Below are 18,234 nucleotides of genomic sequence, written 5' to 3'. Positions count from 1 at the left end.
TATTTTATCTGAGATGATGCGCACACACCTGGGTCTGATCCGCGGTCTCAGACCCAGTCACCTAGCCGATGAACGAATCGAACTGCATGTCGAATTCCTGCAGCGCCTTCTGCGCGTTCTGCATCTTCTTGCGGAACTCGGGTCCGCGCTGCAGCGCCAGGCCGACCGCCAGCACGTCGATCACCACCAGGTAGGCAAGGCGCGCGGAAATCGGCGTGTACGGGTCGGTGTTGAACACCAGGTCGATCGGGATCAGCACCGTGGCCAGGTCGGCCAGCGGAGTGCCGGACGGCGCCAGCACGATGACGTCCGCGCCGCCGCGCCGCGCCAGCTTCACCGAGCGCACCAGCGCCGGGCTGTTGCCGCGCTGGGAGATGGCGACGACCGCATCGCCTTCGCGCAGCAGCGCCGCAGCGATGCTGTGGATGTTCGGATCCGAGTACGCCACCGTCGGCACGCCGGAGCGGAAGAACTTGTGCTGCGCGTCGGCCGCGACGATGCCAGACGTGCCCTGTCCATAGAACTCGATCTTGTTCGCGCGCGACAGGATATCGAGCGACTTCTGGATCGCTTCGGGATTGAGGTTGTTGCGCAGGTCGAGCAGGGTGTTGATCGATCGGCTGCAGATCTTGCTGACCAGGTCGGACGCCAGGTCGTCCTGCGCCGGCTGCTCGTTCGCGCCGGGCAGCGCCAGCGCCAGTCCCTGGGCGAGCTTGAGCTTGAACTCGTGCCAGCCGTCGTAGCCGAGCGTGCGGCAGAACCGCACGACGGTCGGCTCCGACACCTGCGCGCTCTTGGCCAGCGCCGTGATGTTCTGGCTGACCGTCGCTGACGGCTGCTCAAGCACCGCCAGCGCCACCTTGCGCTCGGACTTCGACAGCGAGTCGAGCTGGGTGCGGATAGAGTCGAGCAACATCAGTCTTCAGGCAGGGCTTCTTCGCGCCACTGCAGGCCGTCGCGGCCAATCAGTGCGCTCGCCGCCGCAGGTCCCCAGGTGCCGGACGAATACGGAATCGGATTGCTGTCGGCCTGCTCCCAGTAGTCGAGAATCGGCTCGACCCATTCCCACGCCGCTTCCAGTTCGTCGCCGCGCATGAACAGGGTGAGCTGGCCGCGCAGCACGTCGAGCAGCAATCGCTCGTAGGCGTCCATGCGCGGCGAGTTGAACTGCTCGCGGAAATCGAGTTCGAGTTCGGCCTGCTTCAGGCGCATGCTGTCGCCCGGCGTCTTGGCCATCAGGTTCATCGACAGGCCTTCGTCCGGCTGCAGGCGGATCACCAGGGTGTTGGGCTGGAAGCTCGACGTCGGCTGGTTGAAGATCGAATGGGGAATCGGCTTGAAGCGCACGACGATTTCGGCGAGGCGGTCGGCCATGCGCTTGCCGGTGCGCAGGTAGAACGGCACGCCGGCCCAGCGCCAGGTGTCGATTTCGGCCTTCAGCGCGACGAAGGTCTCGGTGCGCGACTGCTCCGGCGCGTCCGGCTCGTCCTTGTAGCTCGGCACCGGCTGGCCGTCCACGTGGCCGGCGCGGTACTGGCCGCGCACGATGTTCTGCGCCAGCGTGGTCGGCGTGAAGCGCTTGAGCGAGCGCAGCACCTGCAGCTTGGCGTCGCGCACGGCGTCCGGCGCGATCGAGGTCGGCGGCTCCATCGCGACGATGCACAGCAGCTGCAGCAGGTGATTCTGCAGCATGTCGCGCAGCGCGCCGGAGGTGTCGTAGTAGCCCATGCGGTTGCCCACGCCGATCTTCTCGGCGATGGTGATCTGCACGTCCGAGATCCATTCGCGGCGCCACAGCGGCTCGAACAGGATGTTCCCGAAGCGCAGCGCCAGCAGGTTCTGCACCGTCTCTTTGCCGAGGTAGTGGTCGATCCGGTAGATCTGCGACTCGGCGAACACCTTGCCCACTTCCTTGTTGATCTGCTTGGCCGATTCGAGGTCGCGTCCGAGCGGCTTTTCCAGCACCACGCGCGAATTGGCGGTGGCAAGGCCGGTCGCGGCGAGGTTGTCGCAGATCTGCGCGAACAGGTGCGGCGGCGTGGCCAGGTAGTAGACCCGCGTCAGGCTGTCGTCCTTGCGCAGCGCCTCGACCAGCGCGCCGTAGGTCTTCTCGTCGGTCGCGTTCATCGACACGTAGACGATGCGCTTGATGAACTGGGTGTACTTCGCCTCGTCGGGCGCCTTGATGTGCGGCTTGGAGTTGGTCTCGACGGCCTGCAGGAATTCCTCCTGCGACCATTCGTGACGGCCCACGCAGATGATGCGCGCGCCCGGCGGCAGGTCGCCGGCCACGTCGCGCGAGTACATCGCAGGGAGCAGTTTGCGCATCGCCAGGTCGCCGCTGCCGCCAAAAAGAACGAGGTCAAAATCGTTGAGAGCCATAGTATGTGTTCGCAAAAGTAGGATGCCGGATGGATGATGCCGCTTGTCGCCCCGCGCTGGCGCACGCAAGTGCCGCGCCGGCTCGTTTATGTAAATTTACTACATAAATAATCGAATCACAAGAAATTTTACTACTCGATCGCCCCGTCCCGGCCGCGCGGCACACGGATCGTAAACGTCGTTCCCCTGTTGGTGCCGGCGCTGTCGACGGTGAGGGTGCCGCCATGCAGTTCGACGATGCGGCGCGCGATGTACAGGCCCAGGCCGAGGCCGGTCGCGTTGCCGCTGGTTTGCAGCGTGAAGGCGCCGAACACGTGCGGCAGGTCTTCCGCCGCGATGCCCTGGCCGCTGTCGGCGATGTCGATTTCGACGTGGCCCGCGCTGTCGCGGATGGCGACCCGAATGGCGCCGCCGTCCGGCGTGAACTTGATGGCGTTGAGCAGCAGGTTCCAGATCACCTGCTGCAGCCGGCTGGCGTCGGCCGCGAGCGTGATGCCGTCGCCGAAATCGGCCGGCGCGACGCTGAAGGCGATGCCCTTTTCGTGCGCCGCCGGTTCGATCGTCGATACGGCGTCGCGCACGATGCGGCCCAGCGCCACGTCGGCCGGCACGATCGACATATGCCCGGTGAGGGTCCGGGCGGCGTCGATCAGGTCGTCGACCATGCCCGCTTCCTGGCGCACGTGCAGGCGCATCGCGGTCAGGCCGGCTTCAATGGCCGGCGGCAGGTCCTGCACGGTGCGCAGCATCAGTTCGACGCGCATCGACAGCGCCGCCAGCGGCGTGCGCATCTCGTGCGACACGGTGGCCAGGAACAGGTCGCGCGCGCGGCTGACGCGATTGAGCTCGTCGATGATTTCGCGCTGGCGGTCGAACGATCCGGCCAGGGTCGCGAGCAGGGCGGTGTAAGTGGCCATGCGCGCGTCCGAGACGGGCGCCTCGAGCCGCACCTCGTTCCACAGCGCCTGGCCCGACAGGCCGGACAGCTTGGCGATGCGTTCGCATTCGAGCGGGGAGGTGAAGTCGCGGAAGCACCAGCCGAACACCAGCACGCCGTAGACCTTGCCCGACTGGGTCAGCGGCAGGCTGGAGACGCGCATGCCGTGGAACATGCGGTCGGGCGCCGGCGCGCCGCTGTCCACGACCGCGGCGACGATCTCGCGTTCGAATTCGGCGCCGGCGCCGCTTTCGTTCCACAGCGTCCCCGTGCCGAGGAACCTGGTGGTGCGCGACGACACCAGCGGCCCGACCGTGCGCCGGCCCTGCGCATCCCATGCCGAAACGGCCAGTCCGGTGGACAGGGCGTACTGATTCAGGGGCGCGACCCAGCCATCCCAATCGATCTGGGCGACATGGGGCTGCGCGATGTGGATCACTTGTTCGCTTCGACCGGCAAATCGACCGACGAGGGCATCTTGTCGCCCTGGGCGATGGCGCCTTCGATCAACGGGCTTTGGCGCGACGGCGAGCGTGACAGCAATCCGTAGTACGACGAGAACGGCAATTGCGGCACCACGCCGGCCGCATCGCCGCCCGCTTCTTCCTCGAGCAGCTGCAGGCCGCCTTCGGCGATCACGTACTCGCGCGTGACCTGGATGTTGCGGCTGCCGCGCACTTTCGGAATCGCGATCGCGCGCCGCAGCACGGTGGAGATCTCGACGTAGTTCAGCAGGATGATGTTGTCGACCAGGTGCGAGCCCTTGAGCTCCTCGCTGATCTGCGACAGTCCGAGCAGCTCCGGGCTTTCGTAGTTGAAGAGGATCGTCGCCAGGCGGTTCTTGAAGAACGTCGCCAGCGCGTACAGGTAGTCGGCCACCTCGTCGCGGCTGGTCATCTCGTAGACGGCGATCGAGTCGAACACGACGACGTCGATGCCCTCCTGTTCGACCAGCTTGATGATGCGGTCGAAGTGCACGTCGAGCTCGAGTTCGAGCGGCGACTCGTAATGGAGGAACAGTTCGCCGCGCTCGACCATGCCTTCGAGGTCGAAGCCGAGCGAAGCGGCGTTGCGCATCAGCTGGCGCGGATGTTCGTCCAGGCTCACCAGCAGCGTCTTGTGGCCGGCAGCGATGGCCGACTTCAGGAACTGCACGCTCAGCACCGTCTTGCCGGTGCCGGAGATGCCGCTGACCATGGTGACCGACCCTTCGTACAGGCCGCCGTCCATCATCGCGTCGATCGATTCGGAGCCGACCGACAGGCGCTTGTCGGAAGTGGGCTGCTCGTTCAGCGACAGCGGGCGCGATTGGGCGCGGCGGTACACGTGGATGCCCTTGTTCGGTTCGATGCGCATGGTGTGGCTGCCGCCGATGAAGTCCTGGCCGCGCGACTTGAGCACCGTCAGGCGGCGCTGCACGCGCCGGCGGTTTTCCTCGCGCGTGAGCGAGATGATGGTGTCGAACACGAAGCGCTCGTGCGCCGCGGCGCCCATCGACTCGTCGCGTTCGGCGGTGACCATGGTGGTCACGCCGAGGCGGTTCAGGCCCTCGATCAGCACGTGCACGTCTTCGCGGAAGGGCAGGTCGTGCACTTCGGCGTACAGGCGCAGCGGCGTCAGGCCGTCGATCAGCAGGCGCTTGGCGCCCATCGCGCGCAGCGATTCGGAAAACGCGCCCTCGGCATTGCGAAATTCGCTCAGGAGCACGGCGGGGCTGGTCTGGATCACCTTCACCTTGCCGGAGTCGATCTGGCCTTGCAGGTCCCAGCTGAAGCCGGCGGCGTCGCGCAACAGCTTGGTCGAATCGAGTTCGAACGACACGATGGCGCCCGGCTCGTCGTACAGCTCCGCGCCGGCGTGGATGAATCCCAGGCCGAGCGTGGTCTTGCCCGAGCCGGGGGCGCCTTCCACGATGATGTTGTTATGGCGCGGGAGGCCGCCCAGCAGGACTTCATCGAGTCCGGTAATCCCTGTTTTGACCAGCGTGTCCACCATGATTCTCCGTGCGCGAAAAGTTCGGGGCCAGGTCCGGCGGACCTGACCCCATTTAATGCCGACAGTCTATCAGGCTACCTGTGTCCGCTAGCGCACAGATGGAAAGATGGGCTGATCAGGGCTGGTAGAGCGGCTCCGGCAGGCCGGGAACGTCCACCCGCATCGACAGCACGCAGCCGGAGAGCGGGTATCGCGCGCGCTCGTCCGCCGGCCGCTTGGTGCCCGCGCTGGTGATATACAGCGTGCGCAAGTCCGGGCCGCCGAAGGCCATCATGGTCGGCGCACGCACCGGCAGCACTACTTCGCGCAGCAGTTCGCCGTCGCTGGAGAGGCGCAGCAGGCGGCCGCCTTCGAACATCGCGCTCCAGTAGGCGCCTTCGCTGTCGACCGCGGCGCCGTCCGGACGCCCGCCATAGCTGGCTGCCGCCTTGTCGGTTGAGAAGCGCTGGAACGGCTGCGCTTCGCCGACATTGCCGGTGGCGGCGTCGAACGGATAGCGGTCGATGCGGTGGCTGGTGGTGTCGGAGTGGTACATCCACTGCCGGTCCGGGCTGAAGCCAAGGCCGTTCGAGACCGTCATGCCGCCCGACCAGGCCAGGCGCACCTGGCCGCGCTCGAGGCAGTACATTTCGGCCGCCTGTTCCGTGCGCGGCTCGTACAGCGTGCCGACCCAGAAGCGGCCCGCCGCGTCCACGCGTCCGTCGTTGAAGCGCACCTTGCCGGTGTCGTAAGGCGCCGGCGCGATCGGCGTCAGGGCGCCGCTGCCGGTGTCGAAGTGCGCAAAGCCCGAGCGCAGCGCGACGACCAGGCCGCCGCCGGCGTGCAGGCCGATCGCGGCCGGTTCGCTCTCCATCGCCCAGCTGCGGTGCGCGCCGCTGGCCGGATCGAGCCGGTGGATCGCGAAGCCGTCGATGTCGACCCAGTACAGGCAGGCTTCGGCCTGGTTCCACAGCGGGCATTCGCCCACCGCCATCGGCTGATCGTATGCGACTTCGATGGCGTCGCTCATACGGCCGCCTTGGCCATCGCAATCAGGCCATTGGTGGAGCTGTCGTGCTTTGCCGGCTGCGCGTCGCCGGTCAATTCGGCTTCGATGTTCTTCGCAAGTACCTTGCCCAGTTCGACGCCCCACTGGTCGAAGCTGTTGACGTCCCACAGCACGCCCTGCACGAAGGTCTTGTGCTCGTACAGCGCCACCAGCGCGCCGAGCGAATGCGGCGTCAGGTATTCCATCAGGATCGTGTTGCTGGGGCGGTTGCCGGGGAAGGTCTTGTGCGGCGCCAGGCGCTCGATCTCGTCGGCCGCCAGGCCTTGCGCCTGCAGGTCGGCGCGCACTTCGTCGGTGGTTTTGCCGCGCATGAAGGCTTCCGACTGCGCGAAGCAGTTCGCCAGCAGGGCCGCGTGGTGCTGCGCAAACTCGTGCCCCGGCCGCAGCGCGGCGATGAAATCGATCGGCGTCACGTCGGTGCCCTGGTGCAGCAGCTGGAAGTAGGCGTGCTGGCCGTTGGTGCCGCATTCGCCCCAGATCGCCGGGCAGGTCGGCGTGTCGACCGGATCGCCGCCGCGTGTGACGCGCTTGCCGTTGCTTTCCATCTCGAGCTGCTGCAGGTAGGCCGGGAAGCGGTTCAGGTCCTGGTGGTAGGGCGCGATCGACACCGAACCGCAATCGAGGAACTGGCGGTTCCAGAAGCCGACCAGCGCAAGCAGTGCGGGCATATTCCGGTCCAGCGGCGCGCTCTTGAAATGCTGGTCCATCGCGTGGGCGCCGGCCAGGAAGTCGCTGAAGTAGCCGTAGCCGACCGCCAGCGCGATCGGCAAACCGATCGCCGACCACACCGAATAGCGCCCGCCAACCCAGTCCCAGAACGGGAACATGTTGGCCGGGTCGATGCCGAATTTTTTGATCGCCTCCGTGTTGGTGGACACGGCGACGAAGTGCTTGGCCAGCGCTTCGGGCTGCGCCAGCGCCAGGAACCAGCGGCGCGCGGTCTGCGCGTTCATCATGGTTTCGCTGGTGGTGAAGGTTTTCGAGGCGACGATGAACAGGGTGGTTTCCGGATCGACCTGGGACAGCGTCGCGTCCATGTCGTGGCCGTCCACGTTCGAGACGAAGTGCAGGTTCAGCGTCGGCAGCGAGTACTGGCGCAGCGCCAGGCAGACCATCTTCGGCCCGAGGTCGGAGCCGCCGATGCCGATGTTGACGACGTCGGTGATCGGCTTGCCGGTGTGGCCGCGCCAGGCGCCGGAACGCACCGCGTCTGAAAAGCGGCGCACGCGCGCCAGCACGTCGTGCACGTCGGCGCCGACGTCCTGGCCATCGACCACCAGCGCCGGCGCATCGAAAGGCGCGCGCAGGGCGGTATGCAGCACGGCGCGGTCTTCGGTCAGGTTGATCTTTTCGCCGGCGAACATCGCGTCGCGCTGGCGCTCGACGCCGCGGGTGCGCGCCAGGTCCACCAGCAGTTCAAGCGTGCGCCCGTCAAGGCGGTTTTTTGAATAGTCTAGAAACAGGCCCGCGCCTTCGACCGACATCTTCTTGAAGCGGTCGGGATCGGCGCCGAACAGGTCGCGCATCTGCCACTTGCCGGCATCGGCGGCGTGGTCGGCGAGGGCTTGGAAACTGGCTGTGGAGGTGAGGGCAGGCTGGCGCATGGCATCGAGAGTAGAATGGGATTATGTTTATGATACAGGAAATTTCGGTAAATTCACTACATGATGGAATGCCGACGGCGTAATGGATACGCATCGCTAGCAAGCGCGGGAACTCGGCGTCCCCGTCGCTCCGGCGGACCTGACCCATTTGCACAAGAATATTTGCACCGCACAGGTTCTGCCGACAATTTTGTAGTAAAATTTCAGAAATTAATTTCAGAGGATTGACCATGGCGCTCCATCCAGTACTCCAGGCGGTGACCGACCGCATCATCGAACGCAGCCGCCCGTCGCGCGCCGCCTATCTGGCGCACCTCGACGCGGCGCGCGTCCAGGGCGTCCAGCGCAGCGCACTGGCCTGCACCAACCTGGCGCACGGTTTCGCCGCCTTCCCCGCCAACGACAAGCTCAAACTGAAAGAGCAGAAGAAGCCGTCGATCGCGATCGTATCCTCCTACAACGACATGCTGTCGGCGCACCAGCCGTTCCAGTTCTTCCCCGAGATTATCAAGGCCGCCGTGCGCGAAGCCGACGCGGTCGCCCAGTTCGCCGGCGGCACGCCCGCCATGTGCGACGGCGTGACGCAAGGCCAGCCCGGCATGGAGCTGTCGCTGTTCTCGCGCGACACCATCGCCATGAGCACCGCGGTTGCGCTGTCTCATAATATGTTCGACGCCGGCCTGTACCTGGGCGTGTGCGACAAGATCGTGCCTGGCCTGTTGATCGGCGCGCTGCACTTCGGCCATCTGCCGGCCGTGTTCGTGCCGGCCGGCCCGATGACCAGCGGGATGTCGAACAAGGACAAGGCGGCGATCCGCCAGCGCTACGCAAAGGGCCTGGCCACGCGCGAGGAACTGCTAGAAGGCGAGTCGGCCTCGTACCACAGCGCCGGCACCTGCACTTTCTACGGCACCGCCAACAGCAACCAGATGCTGATGGAGTTCATGGGGCTGCACCTGCCCGGCGCCGCCTTCGTCACGCCGGGTACGCCGCTGCGCGACGCGCTCACCGCGGCCGCAGCCAAGCGCGCCGTCGCCATCACCCCGCAGGGCGGCAACTACACGCCGGTCGGCCATATCGTCGACGAAAAGGCGATCGTCAACGCCGTCATCGGCCTGCTGGCGACCGGCGGCTCGACCAACCATACGCTGCACCTGGTGGCGATCGCCAAGGCGGCCGGCATCGTGATCGACTGGGACGACTTCAACGAACTGTCGGCCATCATCCCAATGCTGACGCGGATCTACCCGAACGGCGACGCCGACGTGAACCACTTCAACGCGGCCGGCGGTCCCGGCTTCGTGATCCGCGAACTGCTCGACCAGGGCCTGCTGCACGACGACGTGCGCACCATCCTGGGCAAGGGCCTGCGCGCGCACTGCATGGAACCGTTCCTCGACGGCGACCAGGTGGTGTGGAAGCCGGCGGTGGCGCAATCTGCCGACACCGACGTGCTGCGCCCGGCCGCAACGCCGTTCGCCAACGACGGCGGCATGATCCTCGTGAAGGGCAACCTGGGTCGCGCGGTGATGAAGATCTCCGCGGTCAAGGAGCAGCACCGCATCGTCGAGGCGCCGGCGCTGACCTTCAATTCGCAGGAAGACTTCATGCACGCCTACCAGGCCGGCCACCTGGACCGCGACTTCATCGCCGTGATCCGCTTCCAGGGCCCGCGCGCCAACGGCATGCCGGAGCTGCACGCGCTCACGCCCGCGCTGGCCAACCTGCAGGACGCCGGCCGCAAGGTCGCCCTGGTCACCGACGGCCGCATGTCGGGCGCGTCGGGCAAGGTGCCGGCGGCGATTCACGTGTCGCCGGAAATCCTGGCCGGCGGCCCGCTCGGCCTGGTGCGCGACGGCGACATCATCCGCCTCGACGCCACCCTGGGCACCTTGCAGGCGTTGGTGCCGGACGCAGTCTGGCATGCGCGCGCGATGGCGACGGCGGACCTGTCGTCGTCCCACATCGGCATGGGACGCGAGCTGTTTTCGATGTTCCGCCACTCGGTCAGCGAAGCGGAGAAGGGGGCCACGACCTTCGCGCTGCCATCGCCGATCCCCACCACCGTGCCGCTGCACGAAGGCGCCGATGTCGGCGAAATCGTGCCCGGCTCCGACGAAGACACCTTGATCAAGAACCCATCATGACCATGAACCTGCTCGACATCATGCGCGTTGCGCGCGTCATCCCCGTCATCGCGATCGACGACCCTGAACACGCCGTGCCGCTGGCCAAAGCGCTTGTGGCGGGCGGCATCCGCGTGCTCGAAGTCACGCTGCGCACCAAGCACGGCCTCGACGCGATCCGCGCGATGACCGCCGTGGAAGGCGCCATCGTCGGCGTCGGCACGCTGACCCAGCCGGAGGAGTTTGCCGCCGCGCGCGACGCCGGCGCCGTGTTCGGCGTGTCGCCGGGCCTGACGCCCGCGCTGATCGAGGCGGCCAAAAAGAGCGGCCTGCCGCTGCTGCCCGGCGTGATGACGCCGTCCGAAGTGCTGGCCGCGCGCGAGGCGGGCTTCCGCCAGCTCAAGCTGTTCCCGGCGGTGCCAGCCGGCGGCGTCGGCATGCTCAACGCGATCGGCGGGCCGATTCCGGACGTGACGTTCTGCCCGACCGGCGGGATCTCGATCGAGACCGCGCCGGCTTTCCTGGCCTGCAAAAATGTCGCCTGCGTGGGCGGCTCCTGGCTGACCCCGAAGGACGCGCTGGCCGCCGGCGACTGGGCCCGCATCACCGAACTGGCGAAGGCGGCCGCAGCCCTGGGCTAAACGTTCGTGTCGAAGCGCAGCCTGACCGCGGGCGAAGTGGCGATGGCGTCGATGCTGTTCGGCGACGCCATCGATTATGCGAAAGTTCGCATAATCGGGCGGCGCTACCTGCCGTTCCAGCCGCGTAACTGCGCGATGACGCCCAACGGCAGCATCTACTTCCACCGCTCCTGCTTCCTGGACGATTATTCGTGCGCCGACATCGGCGCGCGCCACTGGTTCATGCACGAGATGGTGCACGTCTGGCAGCACCAGCTGGGCTATCCGGTGCGCTTGCGCGGGGCCGTGCGCATCGGGCTCGATTACCGCTACCGGCTGCGCGACGGCGCCACGCTGGCCGACTTCAACATGGAAGCGCAAGGCGACCTGTTGGCCGACTATTTTGTGTTGAAACTGCTCGATGCGCCGGAAGCGATGCGCTGGCGCCACAACGCCGATCGCCTCCCTCTGTTTGAGGAAGTGCTGGCCGATTTCATTGCCGATCCATCCAGCCGCGCGCACCTGCCGCGCATGTTCGGACGCCGCCGTTAGTGGCGCGGTTTGCGCGGCGTCAAACACATCCGGGCTGAAAGCCGTACGCTAGAAGTTTGCGAGACGCAACTTTTTCCGGCGAGGGCCCATGTACTTCCGTGTATTCATCCCGATCATCCTGCTGCTGTGGTCAGCGCGGGCGGGAGGCGCGCCGGCGCAACGCGTAGGAGAAGCGGAAGTGCGCGATGCGAAGAAGGGGCAGCCATGCTTCACGATTTCCGAGCGCGAGGAGCGGCGCGGCGGCGCGCCCGATTTCGAGGCGATCAGCGTGATCGACACCTCGGCCAGGCCGCGCGAGACGATGTGGAAGATGTCGATGCCGAGCGGGCGCACCTTCCCGGTCATGTTCAGCATGTGCATCCCGTACGCGGGGCGGGTGCAGTCGCTGCCGCAGACGCGCGCCACCGAGCTCGAGCCGGGCAGGGTGTACGAGGTGACGATCGACGTGCGCAGTGGCGGGACTCCCGAACAGGCGCGCAGCTATGGCGCCAGGTTCTGCCTGGTGCGGCAGCGCGACGGCGACGTCAAGGTGCTGCCGATCGCGCCGGGCGCGCGCGAAGGGAAAAATTCGTACGGCTGCATGGCAGGCAAATAGAACATGGGGTCAGGTCCGCGGGACCAGACCCCGAGCTGCGACCGGCGCCGGTCGCGCGGGCTTTTCCTTTACCGCTTCAGTGCCTTCAGTTGTTCCTCGGCGTCGGCCCGCATTTTCGCCGACAGCCCGGTCTTGTAGGCCAGCGCCTTTTCGTACGCCGCCGTGGCCTTCGACTTATCGCCCAGCGCCAGCTGCGACTGTCCGATGCGGTACCAGGCGCCCGCGCGCGGGTTCATCGCGAGCACCTGCTCCATGCCTGCCAGCGCTTCGCGGTGCCTGCCCTGTTCCTGGTGCACGCGCGCCAGGCCGTACACCGCGACGTCGTTGTCCGGGAAGCGCCTGAGTGCCTCGCGGTACAGGCGCTCGCTGTCGGCGTACTTCTTTTCGCTGAGGTAGTTGAAACCGAGATTGTTGATCAGGTCGCGCTGGGCGTCGGCCACGTCGTCGTTGGCGCTGACCGGCATCGCCAGCACCGCCGCCTCGGCCTTCGCGACCTTGTCGTCGGACGCATCGAGACGCGCCTGCATCACCCTGGCGGCATCCGGATTGATGGCCGCCGTCTGCGCCGCCAGCGTGTGCGCCTTGCCGCTGCCGCCGCCGGCAATACCCGGCGCCTGCATGTAGAAGGTCAGCAGCGACATGCGCGCGCCGACATTCTGCGGATCGAGTTCGACCGCCTTCTTGAAGGCGTCGCGGATCGTGCCGGCCGAGCCGATCATCGACATCATCCCGCCCGACAGCGCCTTGCTCCCGAGCGCATTGCCGAACCAGAGGTGGCAGTTCGATACCTGCGGGTGCGCCGCGATGCATTGCTCGCCGAGCTTTGCCGCTTCGTCGTAGCGGCCGGCGGGAAGGATCGCCTCCACCTTCGCGGCGATCGCCTCGGGGTTGGCCGGGTCCTGCGCCAGCTTCGCGTTGGCGATGCGCTCCGCGTCGGCGTACTTGTGCGCCTTGAGCAGCGCGCTGTATTCGTTGGCGGCGGCGGCCTGGGCGAAAAGCATCGCGGCGGCCAGCAGGGATAACTTCATGGAGATCCTTTCATTCGTAGCGCAGGCAGTCGACCGGCTGCAGGCGTGAGGCGCGGCGCGCGGGATAAAAACCGAAGAACACGCCGACCAGGCTGGAAAAGCCGCAGGCGAGCAGGATCGCCGACGGCGTGATGAACACGTCGAATTTGCCGGTGGAGGTGATGCCGGCCGCCGCGCCGACGGCGATCGCAATGCCGATCGCGCCGCCGGCCAGGCAGATCACTACCGCTTCGGTCAGGAACTGCAGCAGCACGTCGCGCGGCTTGGCGCCGATCGCCATGCGGATGCCGATCTCGCGCGTGCGCTCGGTCACCGACACCAGCATGATGTTCATGATGCCGATGCCGCCGACCACCAGCGAGATCGCGCCGATCAGCCCGAGCAGCAGCGCGATGCCGGCGCTGATCTTGTGGGCCACCTCGGCGAACGAGGCCAGGTTCTCGACCCGGAAGTCGTCCGGGTCGTCGACCTTGATGCGATGGCGGTCGCGCAGGCGCTCCTTGATGTCCTCGACCGCGTCATCGAGGTTCTGGCCCGGTTTGCCCTGCACCGCGACGTAGTGGACATTGTTGGGGAAGGGGCTGCGGATCAGGTGCGCGCGCGCCGCGGTGATCGGCACGATGACCATGTCGGCCAGGTTGCCGCCGTCGATCTGCTTGCCTTCGCCGTGCAGCACGCCGACCACTTCGAACGACACGTTCTCGATGCGGATCGACTTGCCGATCGGGTCGAGCTTGTAGAAGAACTGGTCGGCCACCTTCTGGCCGATCACCACCATTCGCGATGCGGCGCGCACGTCGGCTTCCGAAAAACCGCTGCCCTGGTCGAGCTTCCAGTTCCGGATCGCGAACATCTCGGTCGTGACGCCGAACACAGTGAAGCTCGCGGTCTCGTTGCCGGCCGAAAGTTTGAAGCCGCCTTGCAGGGCTGGGGAGGAGCCGGACAGGCTGGGAATATTATTAAGCGAGATCGCATCGTCCATCGTCAGCGACGGCGCGGCGTTGGTGCGCATGCGCCGCTCGGCGGCCCGGCTGCCGCCCGGGAACACGTACAGCATATTGGTGCCGAGCGCCTGCAGTTCCTTGCCGATGAAGCGCTGCATGCTGTCGCCGAGCGCGAGCAGCAGCACCACCGAGGTGATGCCGATGATGATGCCCAACATCGTCAGCACGGTGCGCAGGCGGTTAGCGCCCATCGAGCGGAACGCCTCGATCACGACCTGGAGCAGGTTCATGGCGCCGCCTCGTGAAGCTGGCGCAGGCCCTCGAGCGCCGGGCCGTCGTACACCACGCGGCCGTCCTTCAGGCGCATCAGGCGCCGGCTGTAGGCGGCGATGTCCGGCTCGTGCGTGACCAGCAGGATGGTGATGCCGCGCTCCGCGTTCAGCTGCTGGAACGAGCGCATGATCTCTTCGCTGGTGTGGGTATCGAGGTTGCCGGTCGGCTCGTCGGCAAGGATCAGCGGCGGGTCGCCCACCAGCGCGCGCGCGATCGCCACGCGCTGCTGCTGGCCGCCGGACAGCTGGTTCGGCGTGCGCTTCGCGTAGCCGGCCAGCCCGACGCGTTCGAGTTCATGCAGCGCCTTCGCGTGCGCACGGCCGCGCCCGACGCCGGCGTAAATCAGCGGCAGCGCGACGTTCTCCGCCACGCTCATGCGCTTGATCAGGTTGAAGCTCTGGAACACGAAGCCGATCGTGCGGTTGCGTACCATGGCCAGTTCGGCGCGCGACAGGGTGCGCGTGTCGATCCCGTTCAGCATGTAGGCGCCGCCGGTGGCCTGGTCGAGGCAGCCGAAGATGTTCATCAGGGTCGATTTGCCGGAGCCGGATTGCCCCATCACTGCCAGGAAGTCGCCGCGCGGCACCTGCAGGTCGATGCCGAACAGGACCGGGGTCTCGATCCCGCCCGAGAAGTAGCTCTTGGTGACGCCGCGGATATCGATCAGCGGGCCGCTCATTCGGTCTTCGCCGGCGCCAGCGTGCGGGTGACGACCTTGTCGCCCTTTTTAAGGTCGCCCGCCACCACTTCGGTGTAGCGGTAGTTCGATAGGCCGGCCTTCACGTCGACCGGTACCGCCGCATTGCGCGCGTCGAGCTTGTAGATCTTGAATTGGCGCTGCGCTTCGCTCTTGCTGCGGAACGACAGGTCGTCCTCGTCGGCCGGCGGCGGCGGCAACGGTTCGGGCTTGCCGCCGTTGGCCGCAACGCGCTTCTTGCGCTCCTTTTCCAGCTCCTCGTCGGACAGGCGGAAACGCAGCGCGGCGGTCGGAATGCGCAGCACGTTCTGGCGGCTGCCCACCACCAGGCGCACCTGCGCGGTCATGCCCGGCTTGAGCAGCTCCTGCTTGTTCTCGACGTCGAGCACGACGTTGTAGGTGACGACGTTCTGCACCACGTTGGCGGCCAGGCGGAACTGACGCATGGTGGCGTCGAATTCGCGGTCCGGATAGGCGTCGACGACGAAGCGCGCCGGCTGACCGGCTTTGAGCGCGCCCACGTCGGCCTCGGACACGTTGGTATCGATCTGCATCTTGGTCAGGTCGCGCGCGATCTGGAACAGGTTCGGCGTGTTGAACGACGCAGCCACGGTCTGGCCCAGGTCGATGGTGCGCTTGATGATGACGCCGTCGATCGGCGCGCGGATCACGCTGTTGGCCAGGTCCGCCTTCGAGCGCGCCAGCTGCGCCTCGGCCAGCTTGACGTTGGCCCTGGCGACATCGAGCTCGCGGCGCGACTGTTCCAGCGTCAGCGTCGACACATAGTTCTGCGCCACTAGGCGCACGTTGCGGTCGAAGTTCGATTGCGCCAGCCGCATCGACGCGGCGGCCGAGGCCACGCTGGCTTCGCCCTGGCGGATCTGCGCGTCGAAAATGGTCGGATCGAGCTTGAGCAGGACCTGGCCTTTTTTTACGTGGTCGTTGAAGTCGGCGTTCAGTTCGACCACGGTGCCCGAAACCTGCGAGCCGACGTTGATCAGAGCAACCGGGTTGATGGTGCCGGTGGCGGTGACGGTCTGGGTGATGTTGCCGTTATCGACGGCGGCGGTGCGGTAGAGGGAATCGGGGATCGGCTTTTCTTTTTTGCTTTGCAGGTAGGCCGCGGTTGCAGCGCCGGCGAGGACCAGTCCCAACGCCAGCACCACGCGCTTCTTCGTCAAAATTTTCATCGTTGTTTGCACCCGAACCCGGTGAAGCGCTACCGCGCGATGGATCCAGTGTGCAGCAACTTTGTATTTCATGCAACATACATACAAAGACAAGGGAGTGCGAGCTGCGGGGTCTGGTCCTGCGGACCTGACCCCGGTTTTTTCGCCGCGGCTGGCGATGAGATCCGCTTGTTTCTGGCGCCGGCGACAACGCCGGGGTCAGGTCCGCCGGACCTGACCCCATGCCTGATCGACCGCCACCCGGTTGCGGCCGCCGCGCTTGGCTTCGTACAGCGCCCGGTCGGCCGCGCCGATCAATTCGGCCACTTCGAGCGGATTGCTCGGCGCCTGCGTCGCCACGCCGATGCTGATCGTCACCTGCGCCGCCCCCTGCGCGCCGGCATGGGGAATGGCAAGCTGCGCGACGCACTTGCGCATCGTCTCGGCGATGCCGGTTGCGCCCGCGCTGTCCATGTCGGGCAGGATCACCGCGAACTCCTCGCCGCCGTAGCGCGCGATCAGGTCCGGCGGCCTTTTCAGCCGGCCCGCCAGCGCGGCGGCCACGCGGATCAGGGTGTCGTCGCCCTGCTGATGGCCGTAGTGGTCGTTGTACGCCTTGAAGAAGTCGATATCGATCATCAGCATCGACAAGGGCACGCCGGAGCGCTTGGCGCGCCGCTGCTCCTTCTCGATCGCCTGGTCGAAATGGCGGCGGTTGGCGATGCCGGTCAGGCCGTCGGAGAAGGTCTGCGAGCGCAGCTCGAGCGCCTGCTCGCGCAGCAGCCGTTCGCGCTGCACCGCCGCGCTCACGTCGCTGACCTGGATCAGGCAGTGGCGCCGGCCGCCTTCGACATCGAGCGGCGTCACGGCGACCGCCTGCTGGATGCGCAGGCCGCCCAGCCGCGCTTCGTGGTCGGCGAACAGCGGCAGCGGCGCCTTGTGCAGCGTCTGCGACAGCACGGCGGGGAAGTTGTCGCGCAGCGCCTGCAGCACCGCGCGGTCGAGGCGCTTGCCGTGCAGTTCGGGGAACACGGCGAAAAAGTCGCGTCCCAGTACTTCGACTTCGGTGCAGCCCGAGCGCAGCGCCATCCAGCGGTTCCACAGCACAACGCGGCGCGCGTTGTCGAGCACCACGGCGCCCAGGTCGAGCGCGCCGAGCACATTTTCCAGCATCCCTGGGCGGATCATGTCGATGCTGCCCATGTCACTCGCCCTCGATGCTGGACAGGTAGCGGTCGACCTGCACCTGCAGGTCGGCCAGCGCGGAGAGGTCGAGCACGAACGCCACGTAGCCGTTGATCTGGTGCGTCTCGAGGATGAAATCGATGTGCAGCACCAGCACCACGGTCTCGGGCGCGCCGCCGGAGGCGCCGAGGATGTCCTCGCTGCTGCCAAGGTGGTACACCGGCAGCGAGCCGCGCAGCTCCTGTTCGAAGATGTTGGCCAGCGTGCCGACGCAGGAGTTGAGGATGATGTTGCCGATCTCGCTCATCGCCTCCTGTTCCATCTCGGTGAGTTGCTTGAACGGCACCGCGTCGCCCACCATCAGGCGCACGATGTCGAGGCTTTTATCTTCGGGGAACATCAGGATCGCGTGAGTGGAAAAGGCGCCTTCGTAGCGCTGGCTGACGCCGCACACGCGCTGGCCATCGACGTTGCCGAGCAGGGCGGCGGCGGCGCGGTTGAGGAAGCGGATCGACGGTACCGACATCGTGACCTCTTCGCTGACGATCTCGCTCATCGCCCTGGCGGCCTGTCCGACGCCGATATTGAAGATCTCAACCAGCGCGTCGTGCTGCAGTTCGCTGAGCGTGACCATGCTTACTCCAGCGCGCCCAGCAGGGCGTGGATGCGCGCCTCGGTGATCGGCTTCTCCATGAAGCCGATGCCCATTTCGCTGGCGCGGTTGCGCGTCACATTCTGGACGTTGGCGGTCACCAGCGAGATGTGCGCGTCCGGGCACAGCGCGCGCAGGTGGCCGGCCGCGGCCATCCCGCCCATGCCCGGCATGTTGATGTCGATCAGGATCAGCACCGGCGACAGTGCCTGCACCTTGTCGAGCGCTTCCTCGCCGGTGGCCGCTTCCTCGACCAGCCATCCGGGCTGCCGGGTGAGGATGAACTGGCGCGCCATCAGGCGCGACACGCGGCTGTCGTCGACCACGAGTACGGTTTTTGAGTCGTTCATTGCGGGTTCCTAAGAGT

The 18,234-nt window shown here is 66.5% G+C and carries 17 protein-coding genes; 4 read left to right on the top strand and 13 right to left on the bottom strand.

All coding sequences use genetic code 11. From position 1 onward, the window contains the following. Positions 1–61: 61 nt before the first annotated feature. The 6 genes from Q4S45_RS14415 to pgi all read right to left on the bottom strand — a co-directional run bounded on the left by Q4S45_RS14415 (position 62) and on the right by pgi (position 7,966). Positions 62–916, bottom strand: coding sequence for an SIS domain-containing protein (locus Q4S45_RS14415; protein WP_305505323.1), 855 nt, complete (start codon positions 914–916; stop codon positions 62–64). After that, a complete protein-coding gene (gene zwf, locus Q4S45_RS14410; RefSeq protein ID WP_305505321.1) occupies positions 916–2,382 on the bottom strand; it encodes a glucose-6-phosphate dehydrogenase in 1,467 nt (488 codons plus the stop codon). Before zwf ends, Q4S45_RS14415 begins: the two co-directional genes overlap by 1 nt. A gap of 131 nt (positions 2,383–2,513) precedes the next feature. After that, positions 2,514–3,758 carry a sensor histidine kinase KdpD gene (locus tag Q4S45_RS14405; protein WP_305505319.1) on the bottom strand — a complete coding sequence of 415 codons (1,245 nt, stop codon included), beginning with the start codon at positions 3,756–3,758 and terminating at the stop codon, positions 2,514–2,516. Then, positions 3,755–5,314, bottom strand: a complete 1,560-nt coding sequence (locus Q4S45_RS14400) for an ATPase domain-containing protein (RefSeq protein ID WP_305505318.1) — start codon at positions 5,312–5,314, stop codon at positions 3,755–3,757. The genes Q4S45_RS14405 and Q4S45_RS14400 overlap by 4 nt, the downstream gene beginning before the upstream one ends. A 115-nt stretch (positions 5,315–5,429) precedes the next feature. After that, positions 5,430–6,323 (bottom strand): SMP-30/gluconolactonase/LRE family protein, encoded by an 894-nt coding sequence (locus Q4S45_RS14395; protein ID WP_305505316.1) that lies wholly within the window; start codon positions 6,321–6,323, stop codon positions 5,430–5,432. Continuing rightward, positions 6,320–7,966: a glucose-6-phosphate isomerase gene (gene pgi, locus Q4S45_RS14390; protein WP_305505314.1), complete on the bottom strand. Its 1,647-nt coding sequence runs from the start codon at positions 7,964–7,966 to the stop codon at positions 6,320–6,322. Before pgi ends, Q4S45_RS14395 begins: the two co-directional genes overlap by 4 nt. A gap of 230 nt (positions 7,967–8,196) precedes the next feature. Between pgi and edd the strand changes: the two genes are divergently transcribed. The 4 genes from edd (at position 8,197) to Q4S45_RS14370 (ending at position 11,859) form a co-directional block, all read left to right on the top strand. Beyond that, a complete protein-coding gene (gene edd, locus Q4S45_RS14385; protein WP_305505313.1) occupies positions 8,197–10,113 on the top strand; it encodes a phosphogluconate dehydratase in 1,917 nt (638 codons plus the stop codon). Then, positions 10,110–10,733, top strand: a complete 624-nt coding sequence (gene eda, locus Q4S45_RS14380) for a bifunctional 4-hydroxy-2-oxoglutarate aldolase/2-dehydro-3-deoxy-phosphogluconate aldolase (RefSeq protein ID WP_305505312.1) — start codon at positions 10,110–10,112, stop codon at positions 10,731–10,733. Before edd ends, eda begins: the two co-directional genes overlap by 4 nt. Before the next feature lie 6 nt (positions 10,734–10,739). Beyond that, positions 10,740–11,264, top strand: a complete 525-nt coding sequence (locus tag Q4S45_RS14375) for a Rhs element Vgr protein (protein WP_305505310.1) — start codon at positions 10,740–10,742, stop codon at positions 11,262–11,264. A gap of 88 nt (positions 11,265–11,352) precedes the next feature. Continuing rightward, positions 11,353–11,859 carry a hypothetical protein gene (locus Q4S45_RS14370; protein WP_305505308.1) on the top strand — a complete coding sequence of 169 codons (507 nt, stop codon included), beginning with the start codon at positions 11,353–11,355 and terminating at the stop codon, positions 11,857–11,859. Between the two features lie 68 nt (positions 11,860–11,927). Here the strand turns inward: Q4S45_RS14370 and Q4S45_RS14365 are convergent, their stop codons facing one another. From Q4S45_RS14365 to Q4S45_RS14335, 7 genes are all read right to left on the bottom strand, one after another. Continuing rightward, entirely contained in the window at positions 11,928–12,887 is a 960-nt protein-coding gene (locus Q4S45_RS14365) for a tetratricopeptide repeat protein (protein ID WP_305505306.1), read from the bottom strand. Positions 12,888–12,897: 10 nt separating this feature from the next. Beyond that, positions 12,898–14,121, bottom strand: coding sequence for an ABC transporter permease (locus Q4S45_RS14360; protein WP_305505304.1), 1,224 nt, complete (start codon positions 14,119–14,121; stop codon positions 12,898–12,900). After that, positions 14,118–14,843: an ABC transporter ATP-binding protein gene (locus tag Q4S45_RS14355; RefSeq protein ID WP_305505302.1), complete on the bottom strand. Its 726-nt coding sequence runs from the start codon at positions 14,841–14,843 to the stop codon at positions 14,118–14,120. Before Q4S45_RS14355 ends, Q4S45_RS14360 begins: the two co-directional genes overlap by 4 nt. After that, positions 14,840–16,051 (bottom strand): efflux RND transporter periplasmic adaptor subunit, encoded by a 1,212-nt coding sequence (locus tag Q4S45_RS14350; protein WP_305505300.1) that lies wholly within the window; start codon positions 16,049–16,051, stop codon positions 14,840–14,842. The genes Q4S45_RS14355 and Q4S45_RS14350 overlap by 4 nt, the downstream gene beginning before the upstream one ends. Positions 16,052–16,249: 198 nt before the next feature. Continuing rightward, on the bottom strand, positions 16,250–17,233 hold the full coding sequence (locus Q4S45_RS14345) for a sensor domain-containing diguanylate cyclase (protein ID WP_305505298.1): 984 nt from the start codon (positions 17,231–17,233) through the stop codon (positions 16,250–16,252). Between the two features lies 1 nt (position 17,234). Continuing rightward, the gene (locus tag Q4S45_RS14340) at positions 17,235–17,849 is read right to left on the bottom strand and encodes a chemotaxis protein CheC (protein ID WP_305505296.1); all 615 of its coding nucleotides are present in this window, start codon (positions 17,847–17,849) and stop codon (positions 17,235–17,237) included. Between the two features lie 2 nt (positions 17,850–17,851). After that, a complete protein-coding gene (locus Q4S45_RS14335; RefSeq protein WP_305505289.1) occupies positions 17,852–18,217 on the bottom strand; it encodes a response regulator in 366 nt (121 codons plus the stop codon). Positions 18,218–18,234 lie beyond the last annotated feature (17 nt).

This window comes from Massilia sp. R2A-15 (assembly GCF_030704305.1).
Classification (GTDB): Bacteria; Pseudomonadota; Gammaproteobacteria; order Burkholderiales; family Burkholderiaceae_D; genus JAFCUW01.
The sequence above is the reverse complement of the archived record's forward strand: the minus strand, read 5'-3'. Positions and strand labels throughout refer to the sequence as shown.